At 71.7% G+C, this 14686-nt stretch carries 19 protein-coding genes and 1 pseudogene; 7 read left to right on the forward strand and 13 right to left on the reverse strand.

The annotated features are described in order from the left end of the window. The first annotated feature begins 8 nt into the window (after positions 1–8). Positions 9–491, forward strand: a complete 483-nt coding sequence (locus ACZ4W5_RS28580; RefSeq protein ID WP_465657762.1) for a MarR family winged helix-turn-helix transcriptional regulator — start codon at positions 9–11, stop codon at positions 489–491. Positions 492–776: 285 nt separating this feature from the next. Here ACZ4W5_RS28580 and ACZ4W5_RS28585 read toward each other — a convergent pair whose 3' ends face one another. The 4 genes from ACZ4W5_RS28585 to ACZ4W5_RS28600 form a co-directional block, all read right to left on the reverse strand. Continuing rightward, entirely contained in the window at positions 777–1256 is a 480-nt protein-coding gene (locus tag ACZ4W5_RS28585; RefSeq protein ID WP_465657764.1) for a tectonin domain-containing protein, read from the reverse strand. Positions 1257–1548: 292 nt separating this feature from the next. Beyond that, on the reverse strand, positions 1549–2049 hold the full coding sequence (locus ACZ4W5_RS28590; protein ID WP_465657766.1) for a hypothetical protein: 501 nt from the start codon (positions 2047–2049) through the stop codon (positions 1549–1551). Between the two features lie 36 nt (positions 2050–2085). Continuing rightward, positions 2086–2442, reverse strand: coding sequence for a hypothetical protein (locus ACZ4W5_RS28595; protein ID WP_465657767.1), 357 nt, complete (start codon positions 2440–2442; stop codon positions 2086–2088). A gap of 618 nt (positions 2443–3060) precedes the next feature. Continuing rightward, a complete protein-coding gene (locus tag ACZ4W5_RS28600; protein WP_465657769.1) occupies positions 3061–4071 on the reverse strand; it encodes an aldo/keto reductase in 1011 nt (336 codons plus the stop codon). A gap of 324 nt (positions 4072–4395) precedes the next feature. On the opposite strand from ACZ4W5_RS28600, the gene ACZ4W5_RS28605 reads away from it, so the two are divergent. Further along, the gene (locus ACZ4W5_RS28605; protein WP_465657804.1) at positions 4396–5247 is read left to right on the forward strand and encodes an IS5 family transposase; all 852 of its coding nucleotides are present in this window, start codon (positions 4396–4398) and stop codon (positions 5245–5247) included. A gap of 125 nt (positions 5248–5372) precedes the next feature. Next, positions 5373–5798, forward strand: coding sequence for a BrxA/BrxB family bacilliredoxin (locus ACZ4W5_RS28610; RefSeq protein WP_360234049.1), 426 nt, complete (start codon positions 5373–5375; stop codon positions 5796–5798). A 203-nt stretch (positions 5799–6001) separates the two neighbouring features. Here the strand turns inward: ACZ4W5_RS28610 and ACZ4W5_RS28615 are convergent, their stop codons facing one another. The 3 genes from ACZ4W5_RS28615 to ACZ4W5_RS28625 all read right to left on the reverse strand — a co-directional run bounded on the left by ACZ4W5_RS28615 (position 6002) and on the right by ACZ4W5_RS28625 (position 6629). Further along, a complete protein-coding gene (locus tag ACZ4W5_RS28615; protein ID WP_465657771.1) occupies positions 6002–6199 on the reverse strand; it encodes a hypothetical protein in 198 nt (65 codons plus the stop codon). Further along, positions 6196–6336 (reverse strand): hypothetical protein, encoded by a 141-nt coding sequence (locus ACZ4W5_RS28620; RefSeq protein ID WP_465657773.1) that lies wholly within the window; start codon positions 6334–6336, stop codon positions 6196–6198. The genes ACZ4W5_RS28615 and ACZ4W5_RS28620 overlap by 4 nt, the downstream gene beginning before the upstream one ends. 104 nt (positions 6337–6440) lie before the next feature. Continuing rightward, entirely contained in the window at positions 6441–6629 is a 189-nt protein-coding gene (locus tag ACZ4W5_RS28625) for a hypothetical protein (protein ID WP_360234055.1), read from the reverse strand. 137 nt (positions 6630–6766) lie between these two features. On the opposite strand from ACZ4W5_RS28625, the gene ACZ4W5_RS28630 reads away from it, so the two are divergent. Continuing rightward, positions 6767–7210 carry a hypothetical protein gene (locus ACZ4W5_RS28630; protein WP_465657774.1) on the forward strand — a complete coding sequence of 148 codons (444 nt, stop codon included), beginning with the start codon at positions 6767–6769 and terminating at the stop codon, positions 7208–7210. A gap of 47 nt (positions 7211–7257) precedes the next feature. On the opposite strand, the gene ACZ4W5_RS28635 is transcribed toward ACZ4W5_RS28630, so the two are convergent. After that, positions 7258–8295, reverse strand: coding sequence for a medium chain dehydrogenase/reductase family protein (locus ACZ4W5_RS28635; protein ID WP_465657775.1), 1038 nt, complete (start codon positions 8293–8295; stop codon positions 7258–7260). Between the two features lie 119 nt (positions 8296–8414). Between ACZ4W5_RS28635 and ACZ4W5_RS28640 the strand changes: the two genes are divergently transcribed. Next, a complete protein-coding gene (locus ACZ4W5_RS28640; protein WP_360234061.1) occupies positions 8415–9056 on the forward strand; it encodes a TetR/AcrR family transcriptional regulator in 642 nt (213 codons plus the stop codon). 74 nt (positions 9057–9130) lie between these two features. Next, positions 9131–9409, forward strand: a pseudogene (locus ACZ4W5_RS28645) (ankyrin repeat domain-containing protein); the annotation flags it as partial. A 7-nt stretch (positions 9410–9416) separates the two neighbouring features. Here the strand turns inward: ACZ4W5_RS28645 and ACZ4W5_RS28650 are convergent. Together ACZ4W5_RS28650 and ACZ4W5_RS28655 are read right to left on the reverse strand one after the other, a co-directional pair. Next, positions 9417–10160 (reverse strand): maleylpyruvate isomerase family mycothiol-dependent enzyme, encoded by a 744-nt coding sequence (locus ACZ4W5_RS28650; protein ID WP_465657777.1) that lies wholly within the window; start codon positions 10158–10160, stop codon positions 9417–9419. A gap of 121 nt (positions 10161–10281) precedes the next feature. Beyond that, positions 10282–10812: an SRPBCC family protein gene (locus ACZ4W5_RS28655; protein WP_465657778.1), complete on the reverse strand. Its 531-nt coding sequence runs from the start codon at positions 10810–10812 to the stop codon at positions 10282–10284. Between the two features lie 311 nt (positions 10813–11123). Here ACZ4W5_RS28655 and ACZ4W5_RS28660 point away from each other — a divergent pair, with 311 nt between their 5' ends. Beyond that, positions 11124–12056 carry a LysR family transcriptional regulator gene (locus ACZ4W5_RS28660; protein WP_465657779.1) on the forward strand — a complete coding sequence of 311 codons (933 nt, stop codon included), beginning with the start codon at positions 11124–11126 and terminating at the stop codon, positions 12054–12056. Positions 12057–12090: 34 nt separating this feature from the next. Here the strand turns inward: ACZ4W5_RS28660 and ACZ4W5_RS28665 are convergent, their stop codons facing one another. From ACZ4W5_RS28665 to ACZ4W5_RS28675, 3 genes are all read right to left on the reverse strand, one after another. Then, entirely contained in the window at positions 12091–12480 is a 390-nt protein-coding gene (locus tag ACZ4W5_RS28665) for a hypothetical protein (protein ID WP_465657780.1), read from the reverse strand. Positions 12481–12558: 78 nt separating this feature from the next. Next, positions 12559–13329, reverse strand: coding sequence for a GNAT family N-acetyltransferase (locus tag ACZ4W5_RS28670; RefSeq protein ID WP_465657781.1), 771 nt, complete (start codon positions 13327–13329; stop codon positions 12559–12561). A gap of 87 nt (positions 13330–13416) precedes the next feature. Further along, a complete protein-coding gene (locus ACZ4W5_RS28675; protein ID WP_465657783.1) occupies positions 13417–14535 on the reverse strand; it encodes a hypothetical protein in 1119 nt (372 codons plus the stop codon). Positions 14536–14686 lie beyond the last annotated feature (151 nt).

Consider the following 14686-nt stretch of genomic DNA (forward strand, 5'->3'; position numbering starts at 1 on the left):
TATATGCCGTGGAAGATACATTGAACGGCGCCACCGCCGCAGCCGGCCTCGCCGGGTTCTTCGCCGACCTGGTGCGGTGCGAGACACGGCTGTACAACGCCCTCAACGACCGGCTCCGCGAGCGGCACGGGATCGTCACCTCGCAGTACGAGTTCCTGGGCTACCTGCACCGCCACCCCGGGTGCCGGGTGGCCGACCTCGCCGCCGAGTTCGCCATCGGGGTCGGGGCGACCAGCAAGGGCATCGACCGCCTGGAGAAGCAGGGGTGGGCCGCCCGCCGGCCGAACCCGGCGGACCGCCGCTCCTCGCTGCTGGTCCTGACCGAGGAGGGCACCCGGCTCGTCGAGGCGGCGGAGCGGACCGTCACCGAGGGCCTGGCCGAGCTGCTCTCGGACACCCTCGACGCCGCCGCGCTGTCCTCTGCGGCCGGGGCCCTGGCCACCCTGCGCGCCGCCCTCGAACGCGACCAGGTCGGCATCCCCACAGGCTGAATCAGCGCAGCCGTCCGGCGGGGCCCGGAATCGGCGACCCCGCCGGTCGCGACCACGACCGGCGCGGCTCCCTTGGTCGTTGTAGGCGGCGCTTCTGTCAACTTGTGCTGTGCTGTTCCTCCTACGAGCTCACATCGAGACGAACCCGCCCCGCACCGAGGCCGGTGCGGGGCGGGCGATGTTGTTGTGCTGTTACTCCGGCGTGGTCCGCATGGAGCCTGGCCGGGGAGGTGCGGGTGTCTGGTCGACCTCGGTCAGGGACACGCGCGGCCTTGCCAGGATGGGTCAGCTCGGCTGGTCGCCGATGTAGCGGTAGATCTCGCCGGCAGCGTTGATGTGCCACGCGTTGCCGTCGGCCCCGGCGGCGACGTCGATGGCGGTGCCGGCGATCTTGACCCAGGGGTTGGTGCCGCCGGCGTCGTTGTTGGTGTACCTGTAGATGCTGCCGGCGGGGTCGACGCCCCACACGTTCGTCCGGGAGCCCACCGCGATGCGCTTGAGGCTGCCGCTGACGCCCCTCCACGGGTTCGAGCTGTCCTGGTCCCCGATGTACCGGAAGACCTGGTTGCCGCTGTTGACGCCCCACACGGTGCCGTCGGCGCCCGCGCCGATGTCGCTCAGCGCTCCGGGGATCTTGATCCACGGGTTGGCGTCGTTGTTGGTGTACCGGAAGATGGCGCTCGCGCCGTTCACACCCCACACCGTGGTGCGGGACCCCGCCGAGATGGCGGAGAGGCCACCAGCGAACTTCACCCAATCAGCCATTTCCAACTAGCCTTTCGTTGAGTGGTGTTGACAGTCATCATGGCCAACGGCCGAACCGACGAAGCGAGATAGTTTCTGCCCAAATGACTGATGTGGCGAGAATCTGATGTTTCACGTTCCGCCGCCTGGCGGAAGAGGGGTGCTGACAGCCTGGCACGGAGCGGATTGGGCCGAAGGAGCTGTCCCACTCAGGAGCGATCGACGAAAGCGCCGGTTTATGCATCCGCCTACGAAGGGCCCGCCAACCGAGAGGCCCGAGCCCACGAACCACACCTCGCGCCGATTCAAGCACTCAACACCGCTCAGAAGCGCGAACTCCCCCAATCCCTATGGAGGTTTCATCGACGATCCCCAGCCCGGCGGCCACAGCCTCGCCCGGCGGCAGCGTCAGCGACGGCCGGTCGGGCTCGTAGGGGGTGGTCAGGCTGTCGATGGCGTACGCCGTCAGGTACGGGGAGACGGGCTCCGGGCGGGCCACGGTGACGGCGACCAGGCCCTGCGGGTCCACGTTGAACAGGTTTCGGGGCAGCAGGACCATCCCCGCGACGATGTCCTCGAAGCGGCACCCTGCGCGGCAGGCCAGGCCCACCGACGGCCGGCCTCGTTGGACAGGCGACGCGGCCGATGATCCCGGCGTCCGATGCCCGGTCGTCGGTGAAGCGACGGCGCAGGGCCAGGAACCGGTCGAACACGGGCGATCGATCTTCACCGGGCGGAACTCGGCTCGGGCCGGGGTGATGTGCAGCACCGCCCCGGCGTCCACCTTCGGGAACGTCTGGATCTTGCGGTCCACCGTGATCAGGTCGTCCGCGTGGGCGTAGGCCGCGAGCTACGCGGCGACCGAGGTGTACACCGACTTGGAGGTCTTCAGGTCGCCCAGGACCGTCTTCCCGCCGAGCTTCACCATGAAGTCGAAGCTGCCCGCGTACTCGTGCTCCCACGACCAGGCCACGTCCTCCGCGAACAGCAGCTCTGGCTGGTACCGGTCGAGCCACGCCTCGATGTGCGGCACGTACGGCGCGACGTCGTGGTGCGGGTAGGACACCTCTTCGCCGCGCAGCCGAAGCTCGAAGTAATCGTGCACCAGCGAGCCGACGTCGGCGCGGACCTTGGCACAGCGCTTTGCCGCGTAGGTCAGGAAGTCAACGGCGGCCTGGCGGTCGCGGGCGGCGATGCGCTGGACCACCTCAAGGTCGGTGACAGCGGCCTCGGCGGCCATGCCGACCGCCCAGGTCTGGACTCGGACATGGGCTCTCGTTTTTGTTCCGGGAAATGTACAAGGCCCGCCCCGGACGGGGGCGGGCCTGGATGTGACTTTGCTTCGCAGTTGGCCACTTCGGCAGGCCAGCTGGCCAGTCTTTCCCAGCTTGTTGGCCAGTCCGAGCGTCGCTCAGGGGCCCCAGCTCCCGGGGCAACGAGCGGCACGATTGTCCCGATAACCGCAATCTCCGGCTGCCTGGTCGCCACGGTTGGTGAAACCCGTTCCCTCGGGACTTCGCTTAGGGCGTCCGCCAGTAGGTGCTGCGGGTGCTGGCAGCAGGCAGGGCCGCATGGCCCGCTCCGCTCGCACCCTCCTTCTCCACGAAGGATTCGACGAGATCCGCCACCACCGCACCGGGCACTGACGCTGCCCACCACTGCGCCCCGCCCGCCCGGCCACCCAGGCCCGGCGAGCGGGGCGCCGCGGTGCGCGGCGCGGCCGCGCTGCGGGCAGATTATGCAGTTGCGCGCGACCGCCCGCAAGCACCGCCGGACCCAGAAGGCCGAGGCCAAGGACTCGTCGAAGGCCTGACGGTAGCCCGGACTACCGGGAGCCCGCCACAGGGCGCGACTTGTAGAAGGACTCCTCCAAGTAGGCGGCCTCGTGCGGCTGGTAGGGCTCCTCCAAGTAGGCGGCCTCGTCTTCGTCGAGTTCGACGTCCACCGCGGCGACCGCGTCGGCCAGCTGGGCCGGCTTGGTGACCCCGACGATGGGCGAGGTCACCGCCGGGTTGCGCATGACCCAGGCCAGGGCGACCTGGGCCGGGGACAGACCCCGCTTGCCCGCGATCTCGTGGACGCGCTCGGCCACTGCCTGGTCCCCGTCGCGATAGAGGATCCTGCCGCCCTCGTCGGTCTCGGCACGCGCCGTGGCGGTCTCCCGGACCCGCGTCAGCCTGCCCCGCGCCAGTGGGCTCCACGGGATCACGCCGATGCCCTGGTCGGCGCAGAGCGGGAGCATCTCCCGCTCTGCTTCCCGGTGGATGAGGTTGTAGTGGTCCTGCATCGACACGAACCGGGTCCAGCCGTTCAGGTCAGCCAGGTACAGGGCCTTGGCGAACTGCCAGGCGTACATGGAAGAGGCTCCGATGTAGCGGACCTTCCCGGACTTGACCGCGTCGTGCAGCGCTTCGAGGGTTTCCTCGATCGGGGTGTCGTAGTCCCAGCGGTGGATCTGGTAGAGGTCGATGTAGTCGGTCCCCAACCGCTTCAGGGAGGCGTCGAGCTCGGCGAAGATCGCCTTGCGGGACAGCCCGGCGCCGTTCGGGCCGGGGCGCATCCGCATCCAGACCTTGGTGGAGAGAACGACCTCCTCGCGCCGGGTGAAGTCCTTGACCGCCTGACCGACGATCTCCTCGCTGCTTCCGGCGCTGTACCCATTGGCCGTGTCGAGGAAGTTGACGCCGCCCTCGAGGGCCTGCTTGATGATCTCCCGGCTGGCGTCCGCGCCCAGTGACCAGGGCTCGCCGCCCCGGTCCGGCTCGCCGAAGCTCATGCAGCCGAGGGCGATGGCGGAGACTTCCAGACCGGTCGTTCCGAGTTTGATGTATCGCATGCTTCGGAACCTAGGAGTTGGAGTGCGTTCTAACGCAAATTCGGAGGCGTGGGGCATGCGCGCCCTGTCAGGTTTCGACCGTTTCGGTCAGACGTACCAGAGAACCCAGTAGTAGCAAGTAGCGAACTGTCAATTCTCGGCCGAGTGCGTGGGGACTACTCAGCCCTCCCGACGGCAAACCGCCCTCGCGGGTCCGTCGCCACGACCGATCATCGCTCGATTGCCAAGGGCGTCCGCCAGGAGGCGTGGTGGGCGGTAGCAGCAGAGCAGGCACGGCCTGCCCGATCATGGACTTCTCTACGCTTCATGATCACCGGGGGATCCGTGCCTGCCGTCCCATCACGCATTCTCGACCCGATCCGCAGCCAATTCCTCGCCCTGTTGCCTGTCCGCGAGGACCGGCACCCGCTGGGCTGCCACAACCCGCGCATCAGCGACGCCCTGGTCTTCGACCGCCTGGTGCAGGTCCTGGTCTTCGGCTGCGGATACGAACGAGTGGCCGACCACCTGTGCTCCGCCACCACCCTGCGCCGCCGCCGTGACGAGTGGATCGCCACCGGCGTGATGGAGACCCTGCGCCTGCTCGTCCTCGCCAGCTACGACCGGATGATCGGCCTCGAACTCGGCCACCTGTCCGCCGACGGCTGCATCACCAAGGCGCCGTCAGGCGGCGTGTGCGCCGGCAAAAGCCCCGTCGACCGGGCCAAACTCGGCATGAAACGCTCGCAGTTGACGGACAGACACGGCATGCCACTGGTCACCGACCCGGCACCGGCCAATACCCGCGACCACACCCTGCTGCCCGCCATCCTCGACCGCTTCGCCGCCCTGGAAGCAGCTTTAGGGCCGCCGCCCGCGGACCCACGCCTGAGCCTGGACGCAGGCTACGACTACAGCATGGTCCGCCAAGACCTCGACACCCGGCGGATCACCGGCAAGATCGCCAGGCTCGGCCCGAAGACCCCGATCCAGGCCGGCGGGCGCTGGGTGGTTGAGCGCACGAATTCCTGGATGAACAACTTCGGCAAGCTCCGCCGCTGCACCGAGCGGCGAAGAGCCTCCGTCGAGTTCTTCATTGCCCTGGCCAGCGTCATCATCACTGTCCGCTGCCTGATCCGACGCGCCTGGACCCGCTACCGCTGGGACACTCGCCCTCGAAGCCCCCGCATCCGGTGACCTACTGGCGGACGCTCTGAGCCACCCCCGCCACCAGCCAGACACAGTCTCCGGACCGTCCATCCAACCGAGCCATACCTCGATACGCTGAGCCACCAGACGTTCTCTCTCAGTGAGGAGTGGGCATGCCGTACCCACCGCAGATGGTCAAGGCGTTCAAGGAGGAGCTGACCAAGATCGGCTTCACCGACCTGGTCACCGCCGAAGCCGTGGACAGCGCGATGAAGAAGGCCGAGACCGGTGTCACCCTGGTGGCCATCAACTCCGTGAGTGGATGTGCGGCGGCCATCGCCCGGCCCGGCGTGCGCCTCGCCCTGGAGAACCCCGACCACCGCCCCGACCAGTTGCTCACGGTCTTCGCCGAGCAGGATCCGGAGGCGACGGCCCGGATGCGCTCCTACCTCGAGGACCTCCCGCCCTCCGACCCCTCCTTCGCCCTCTTCAAGGACGGCGAACTCGTCTACTTCATGCCCAGGTACCGCATCGAGAGCCGCGACGCCAACGCCGTCGCCGCCGATCTCGACAACGCGTTCGACCAATTCGGCGAGTAGCCCGTCCCACTCCGCGCACCCCGGCCCAGGAACCCCGGTGAAGCCCTGGGCCGGGAGCAGATCCTGAGAGGCCGCGCTGACCCGCTGCCACAGGAGGAGGGTGCGGTCGGCCAGGAGCTCGGGGCCTCCCGCGCTCAACTGGCCGGGTAGCGCGAAAACCCTGGCCATCTACGGTGCACAGTCACACTGGAAGTGGCGGGTTGTCAGCCTGCGGCGGTGAGCGAGGGCAGGGTGTCCGTGAAGCCGGGCACCTCGGCCTCGACGCGGGCGTTCGCGGCCTGCTCGTCGGCCTCGCGCTCGTCCGGCGTCAGCGGGTCCGGCACGGGGGCGTAGATGAAGAGGACGTTCCCGATCGCGGTAGAGGTGCGGTCGATCGCGTCGAAGCGCTCGCGCAGGGTCATTCGGTGGCCTCCAGGGCTTCGCGGATTCGGGTGCGGAAGTCGGCGGACTCGGCCAGGACCCCGGCCGTCGTGTCCTTGCCGGATCTCGCCCGGCCGATCAGTGCGATGTTCTTCGAGGTCGCCTCACTCCTTCGCAACCGTTGAGCCGCGCCGGTTAACAACCGCGCCGACGGACCCCGGAACGCAAAGACGCCCCGCCCTCCCTGGGCAGGGAAGGCGGGGCCTCGGAGGTACCGCTCTGTCAGCTCAGCGAGTCCTCCAGCGCGAGCAACGCCGTACGGGTCTCCCGGAGTTCCTGGCGGAGCCGGTCCCGGGTCTGGGGGTCAAGCCCCTCGAAGGAGGCCGGGCTCAAGGCCGCGACTGCGCGGTGGACAGTGCTGACCACCTCGGGGCTGCGAGTCGGCGGGACCTCGCCGGCAGGGGCAAGCACGGCGGCCCCGATGGTCTGGAGCGCAGCCCGGCGGTGGTAGCCCTCAAGCCGAAGCTCTCTCCCCTACGCTGACGCCAGGCCCCGGGCAGCAGGCCCGGGCCGCCGGACCGATGCGCACCGACACCGGGGGGAACCGCGTGATCCGCGTACAGCAGCGCACCTACACCCTGATCCCGTGGCCGTGGCGGGTGATGTCCTGGGCCCAGGCCCCCGAGGGGCTGGAGTTCACCCTCTACGACGTCGTCGACCCGGTCGCGCCGCCCGTGCGCGGCGTCGAGGTGCCCGGCACCCCGGAGGAGGCCGCCCGCTGGAAGGCCGGCCACGACGCCTACCTGAGCCTGCTGCGCGAGGCCGAGGAGACCGTCCGGCACGCGCACGGCGTGCGCTGCCGGCCCGGGTTCATGGTCGACATGCGCTCGGTGCGCCTGCGCCGCTACGACTTGATGCCCCACCGGAGGTCCCGCTCCCGGCGGCTGTTCGCCGAGTGCCTGGACCGGATGCACACCTACGAGGACGCCTACCGGCCGATCCTGGCGGAGATCGAGGCCCGCATCGCGGCGGCCTCCGCCGACACCGCCTGACCGACGGCAGGCCTGGCCGGGCCGGGCCGGTGCAGAGCCGAGCCCGGTCAGCGGACGATGACGACCTTGCCCGCGACGGTGCGCGACTCGGCCAGGGCGAGCGCGGCCGCGGCCTCGTCGAGCGGGAACTCGGCGGCGATCTGCGCGCTGAGCGTGCCGTCGTCCAGCAGGGCCAGCACCTGGGTGAGGTCCTCGCGCAGACGGGCCCGGAAGGCCTCCGGGCGGCGCCGGCCCGCCCAGAAGTTGTAGAAGTGCGCGGACCGGCCGTTGGGCAGGCCGTTCCACAGCGCCAGCCGGGCGAACAGCTTCAACACCGGGAGCTGGGAGTTGCCGGCCTCGTCCTTGGTGGCGGCGGTTCCGTAGGACACCAGGACTCCGCCGCGGCGCAGCAGCGACCACGACTGCTCCAGCCCGGCGCCGCCGACGTGGTCGAACACCGCGTCGACGCCGTCCGGCGCGAGCTCCCGGATGCGCCGGTAGAGGTCGGGGTCGCGGTAGTCGACCGGGGTCGCCCCCAGGGCGCGAACGGTGTCGTGGTGCCGCGCGGAGGCCGTGCCGATCACCGCGATCCCGGCGTGCCGGGCGAGTTGGACCAGGGTCGAGCCGACACCACCGTTGGCGCCGAGTACGACGATCGTGCCTCCCCGGCGCACCTTCGCGGTCCGGTGCAGCATCTGCCAGGCCGTCACGCCGTTGACCACGACGGTCTCCGCGTCGGCGGCCGTCACGCCGTCCGGCACCGGGACGAGGTCGGCGGCGTCGAGCAGCAGATGGCTGGCCCAGGCGCCGGTCTTGGTGACGGCGGCGAAGCGGCGCCCGACCATCGCGGGGTCGGTGCCCGGGCCTGCGGCGACCACGGTGCCGACCACGTCGTAACCGGGCACGAAGGGGAACGGCGGCTGGTCGTAGTACTTGCCGCGACGCATCTGCTGCTCGGCGAAGGAGACCCCGGTGGCGTCCATCCGGAGCAGGACGTGGCCGGCGCTCGGCGGCGGGAGGTCGCGGGTGCGCAGCCGGAGGCCGCTCGGCTCGACCTCGCCCGGCAGAACGACCTCGGTGGCGTGGGTGACGACGGTGTTGTTCACGGTGTGCTCCGTTCGGCTCAGTGATGACGGTGGCGCTGGCTACGGCCGTAAAGTTACATGCGTAAGCTCACGGCTGACAAGAGCTGCCGCTCGTAAGTTTTCACCTGTAAGCTCACGCCATGGGAAACGAACCGAGCACAGCCCCCGTCCGCGCCCGCAACCGTCGCGGGGAAGGCGCCCGCCTGCGCGAGGACATCGTGGCCGCCGCAGTCGAACTGCTCGACGAGGCCGGCACCGAGACCGCCGTCACCCTGCGGTCGGTCGCCCGCCGGGTCGGGATCGCCGCCCCCTCGATCTACCGGCACTTCCCCGACCAGCCGGCCATCATGCTGGCCGTGGTGCGGCAGGCCTTCGAGCAGATGGAGGCCCGGCTGCGCGCCGCCGTCGACGCGGCCGACGACGACCCCCGGCAGCGGCTCACCGCCCTCTGCCACGCCTACCTGGAGTACTCCCGGGAGCACCCCGAGCGCTACCGCACCATGTTCGGCGGCGTCTGGGTGCCCGCGCTCCAGGACACCACCGTGACGGCGGACGACATGGGCGCCCTCGGTCAGGAGCTCCTGCACCTGTTCGTCGAGACCCTGGAGGCGTGCGTCGCCACGGGCGCGTCCACCAGCACCGACCCGTTCGCGGACACCGTGGCCCTCTGGCTGGGCCTGCACGGACTGGCCCACCAGCAGGCGGTCACGGTCGCCTTTCCGTGGCCGGAGGGCATCGCCGACCGGCTGATCGTCACGCTGGCGCACCTCAAGGCCGAGTAGCCGGGCGGCTGGAGAGCCGCGCCATCGGACAGCGGGACAGCCGAACGCCCGGCACCGGACGAACCGGTGCCGGGCGCGGCCCCGTTGCCTACGGACGGGCGGTGCTCAACGAGACCGACATCGACGTGAACCACGTCAACGACCTCGGCTGGACGGCCCTCCTGGAGGCGGTCCTGCTCGGTGACGGCGGCCCCGCGCACCGCGAGATCGTCGAGGTCATGCTCGCCCACCGCGCCGACCCCCGCCTCCCCGACGCCGACGGTGCTACCACCCGCACCCTGGCCGAACGGCGGGGCTTCCACGACCTGGCGGCCCTGTTCCGGCAGGCGGAGGAGCACCCGCCCGCCTCCTGAGCGGACCTCACCCCCAGCCGGGCACCGGCGGCAACGGCCAGGCCGGCAGCACCTCCGGCGCCGGCAACCCGCCGTCCACCCGCAGGCCCGTCAGCAGGCCCGTCAGCGGGCCGCGCCCGGCCAACCAGGCGAGCAGCGCGTGCCCGGGGCCGCTCACCACCCGGCCCGCCCCGCCGATCTCCCAGCTGCGGCCGAGGTCCTCGGCCTCCACCCGGGCCAGCGGCACCGACCGTACGGCCGACGCCGCGGCCGTCTCGGCCAGGGCCGCCCGGACGAACGCCGCGGGCCAGTCGGCCGGCCCGCGGCCGAGGCCCAGGTCGACCGCGTGCACCTCCAGCTCCCGCCAGGCCCGCCACAGCAGGTACCAGGCCGGGTGCCGCCAGCCCGCCAGTGCCGGGACCAGGACGTTCCGGCGCCCGGCCGGCAACTGAGCCGCGTCCCGCAGCAGCCCGTCCAGCCCGTCCCGCAGGTCGTCGACCAGCGCCCCGGCAGCGCGCCCCGCGCCCTCGCGCAGCCGCCGGTCCAGCTCGGCGGCGTCGGCGCGCGGCCCGGGCGCGCTACCGGTACGGGCCAGGGCGAGCGTCCAGCGGTACGCGTCGGCGCTGCGGGCGAGGTGGGTGAGCACATGGCCCCGGCTCCAGCCGGGGAGCAGCGAGGGCTCACGGGCCTGCCGGTCGGTCAGCGACGCGAGGTCCGCGCACAGGCGTGCCGCCGACGCCCGGACCTCCGCGAGCAGCCCGGCGAAGTCCATCGGACGGTCGGGCTCCGCGAGCCCCGGCCAGTCGAGCCCGGAACGGGCCGGCTCCGAACAGTCGAGCTCCGAACAGTCGAGCTCGGAACAGTCGAGCTCGGAACGGGCCGGTTCCGGCACCTCAACCCCCGTTCTCCGCCATCGACTTGATGCCCTCCAGCGTCGCCGTCATCCCGGTCCGCAGCTCCCCCAGGCGGAAGGCGACGATCTTCTCCTCCGCCTCCGGCCGGGCGTCGATGGCCCGGGTGACTCCGCTACGGCCGGGGCCGAGCACCACCGAGTGCCGCAGCAGGGTGCCACCGTCCTCGGGGCGCAGCTCGAAGCGCCACCGGGCCAACGCACCGCTCGCGTCCGTCACCGGGGCGCCGAAGCGGCCGTCCGCGTCCAGGACGGCCCAGGCGAAGGCGCGGTGCTCGACCACCTCCACCACCTCGGAGACCGTCCGCCAATCGGGCATCCCCGCCCGCCGGTTGTACCCCTCGAAGCGGGCGCCCGGAGCGGGGCCGTCCGCACCGTCCAGCCAGGCGACCCGCTGGAGCTCCGGGCTGTGCCGCGCGGGCAGTGCGATGTCCGTCACCAGCGCCCAGAGCCGCTCCACCGTCGCCCCGACGAACACCTCGCAGTCCGCGCCGGGACCATCGGCGTACCGCATTCCGTTCCCCCTCCACTGCCCGACTGTCCGTCCTGCCCGTACGCATGAGCACACGGGCGCACGGGCACGCGCGGATGCAGCTTGTGCAGCTGATGCAAACGGGTCGGCACCCGCCCCGCCCCCGCCTCTACGCGTCCGGAGCGCCGCGAAGGCAGCGGGCGGGTTGCCGCCCTCCTGCGGGCCCTGCCATCGATGATCGAGGCTGCCGGACTCCCAAGTCAATCCGCTGATTTCCTGGGGAACTTCCAAGGTCGGGCTTGGGTCGGGCCTCTTCTCCTGCCGTCCCGGATCCGGCAGTACCCTGGGCGTTCATGACCCTCGATGACCTCCGCGTCTTCGCCGCCGTCTGCCGGGCCGGCTCGCTCAGCGCCGTCGCCCGCGACCTGGCGTGCAGCCAGTCCGCCGTCAGCCAGCACGTGAAGCGGCTGGAGCGCGAACTGGGCCTCGCCCTGATCGAGCGGCACCCGCGCGGCGTGGTGCCCACCCAGGCCGGACGCCAGCTGCAGACCGCCGTGGCCAACGGGCTGGGCGGCATCGACCACGCGCTGCGCACCATCGCCGAACTCGCGCGCGGCGAGGGCGGATCGGTGCGGATCACCACCGGCGCCACCAGCATCCGGCACTTCATGTCCGCCGCCGTGGTCGACTTCCGCGAACGGTTCCCGCAGGTCAGCCTGGAGTTCCAGACCGGTGTATCCAGCCGCAGCTGTCTGGACGCGCTCACCGCCGGCCAGGTCGACCTGGCCTGGATCACCCTGGGCACGCCCGTCCGCGGCATCGAGCAGCGTCCCGTCGCCGAACTGCCGTGGGTGCTCGCCGTGGCGGCCGCCGACCCGCTCGCCGCCCGGGAGCGCATCGAACCCGTCGACCTCCAGGACGCCCGGCTCATCGGACTGCCGCAGAACTCCGTCTCCCGCTCCCAACTGGACGACTGGCTCGGCAAGTCGGGCATCCGCCCGGTCTTCGACACCAGCGTCACCGACTGGGACACCGCGATCCTGCTCGCCGAACTCGGCCTCGGGCACGCCGTCGTCCCCGCGCTCCCCGAGTGGCAGGGCCCCGGCCATCCCGGGCTCCGACTGGTGCCGCTGCCCGACCTCCCGGGCCTCACCGTCGGCTGGGCCGCGCGCGAGTGGCTCACCCTGGGTCCGCTCGCCCGGGCCTTCGCGGACACCGTCGCCGACCACTGCGGGCGGGCGGCAGCAGGGCCGGTCAGCCCCGTAGCCCCTCGTCGCGCTCCCTGACCGAGCATTCCCCGGCCGACTATCCCCCGGCCGACTACTCCCCGGCTTCGTACTCCCTGACCGACCGCAGCCCGCCACCGCCCAGGAGCCGGGCCACCGGCAGTCCCTCGTCCCGGGACGTCACCGCCGTCAGTCGCTCGAAGTCCCCGGCCAGGACGTCCAGCAGGCTCAGCACCTGCTCGCCGGTCCGCAGCTCCAGCACCAGTTCGCAGCGCAACTGAGCGGGCAGCTCCGGACGGTGGGACACCCCGTGCCACAGCACCGCCCGCAGGTAGTGCCGCCCCTCGGGCGCCGCGTGCGCCGTCAGCCACGCCGGGTCCAGCCGCTGGGAGAGGCCGAGGCCGGCGGCCCGCGCCTCCAGTCGCAGCAGCGCCGGGGTGTCGACGGCCATCAGGTCACGGGGCAGGGCCCGTTCCGTGTTCATGCCCCCATCCTGGCGCACCCGTACGACCTCCAACGGCCGGGCCGTCAGAAGGGCCGCCAAAGGGCGGTCGGCGGGCCGTCAGCGCGTCTGGAAGGACAGGCTGCGGCCGATCTCGACGAAGCCCCGGCGCGCGTACCACGTGCGCGGCCAGTCGACCGCGTCCGCGAGCAGGAACAGCTGCGGGATCCCGGCCGCCGCCGCCAGGGCCAGGCCGCTGGCCAGCAGGGTGTCACCGTGACCGGCCCCGCGGTACGGGATCGCGGTGACCAGGTCCTCCAACTGGGCCAGCCCGAGGGCCGGTTCGAGGTAGAGGTCGACCCAGGCGGCGACCTCGCCGTCCGCCGCCCGGGCGGCCAGGAAGTGCACCTGCTCGGCACCGCGCCGCCTGGTCGGCCGACGGTCGGCGAGCTGCCGGAGCAGTTCCGCGTCCTCGTACCACTCCCGCTGCTGCCGCAGGACGGCCTCCCGCAGTTCGGCGAACTCCGTCGGCAGGGCGGCCGGTTCGGGCAGCGTGCAACCCGCCGTGTCCCTGGCCATGACCACCACGGCGCTGCGCTCGTACCCGGCCCCGGCCAGCACCGGCGCAGCCCGCTCGCCCCACGCCTCGTCCAGCACGGTGATCGCGTACTGCGAGCGCTGCCCGAGCCAGCGCACCGCCAGCCCCGGCAGGGCCGCCGGGTCGGTGCCCGGTCCGGTGACGATCAGGTGGTTGTGCTCGTGGGAGAGCACGAACTCCGGGTTCCGCACGGCGAAGACCCCGGGGAACTCGGGCAGTTCGACGACCTCGGCCGCCTGGCGGCGGGCAAAGGCGACGTGGAAGGCGGCTACCCGCTCGAGCAGATCGGACATCCCGCCATGATCGCCCGGCCCGCGACCGTCGGCCAAGCGAATATCCAGCCTCAGGTACGACCGAGGAACCGCCGGATCCGCTCGCTGCTACGGGCTCGGCAGCGCCTCGTGCAGATAGCCCGGGTCGAACCGGTCCACCGAAGGCAGCAGGCGCGCGTCCGGGCCCGCCGACTCACGCCCGTCCTGCACACGCCCGTCCTGCCGGGCCAGTTGGGCCTTGGCCATGCGCAGGACGTCGGACGGATCGGGATCGTCGTCGCTCCTGTCCAGGTACCCGTACCGGTCCTGGGTCAGCTTCTTGGCCTTCCGCACGCACGACCGCAGCCTGGCACGGGCCAGGACGGGGTTCCCGACCCGGAGGAAGTGCTGGGCCAGCCACAGCTGGCGCAGGTCCGGCCGGTCCACCCGCAACCGCACCATCGCCTCCACGTCCGGCTCCACACCGGCGAGGACGCCCCGACAGCCGAGGTAGAACAACTGCTCGTGGTCGAGGGCGGGATGCAGCTCACGGGCCGTCCTGAGGGCATCGTGCACCTGCACCCGGTCGCCGACCTCCGCCACCCGCAGCAGAGCGAGGTACACCACCCACTCCCGCACGTGCTGACAGCCGAGGTCGTGCGCCCGGGTGAAGTGCCGGTCGGCCAGCTCCAGGTCGCCGTCCTGGATCGCCCGGTAACCGAGGTCGCACCACCAGTCCGCCTCCGAACCCAGCGGGCCCACCGCCATCAGCAGTTCCATCGGCGGGTGCTCCGGGTGGTACTCCATCAGCATGTCGCGCACCTCCGGGGCACTGCGGTGCTCCCGCAGCCCCGGCTCCCCCCGGTACAGGTCGGTCAGCCGCTCAGCCAGGGACCGGCCGGTCGTGGCCAGGGCCTCCCGCAACCGCTCGTAGGTGTCCTGCTCCAGGCGGCCCCACCGACCGGAACGGATCCACCGGGCGAGCGCACCCTCGACGAACTCGTCGGTCGCCACGTCCAGTCCGTTCACCACGGCGTCGGCGAGCGCCTTCAGCGCCCGGTCCGGATCCTCCTCCACCGCCCGCAGCCACTGCGCACGCGCGAGCCGCAGCCTGCGAACCCGACGCCGCCCCGGCAGGGCAAGGAGTTGAGACACCCCCTCCAGCCTCAGGGCCGCCCCCCGGTACCTGCGGTCCGCCTGCCGGAACAGCCCCTTGATCCGCCACACCCTGACCAGTGCCACACCCACCCCCATCCCTCCTCTTCCCAACGTAACGCCCCTACGAAGCCCGGCCGTTCCGGCCCCACCCCCTACGGCGCCCTCCACTTCCCCCACCACCAGCCCACCAAAGCCGGGCCCACCACGACCACCCATCGCCGAGTCGCCACAGCAACACCCC

The organism is Kitasatospora sp. NPDC029367 (assembly GCF_055569135.1).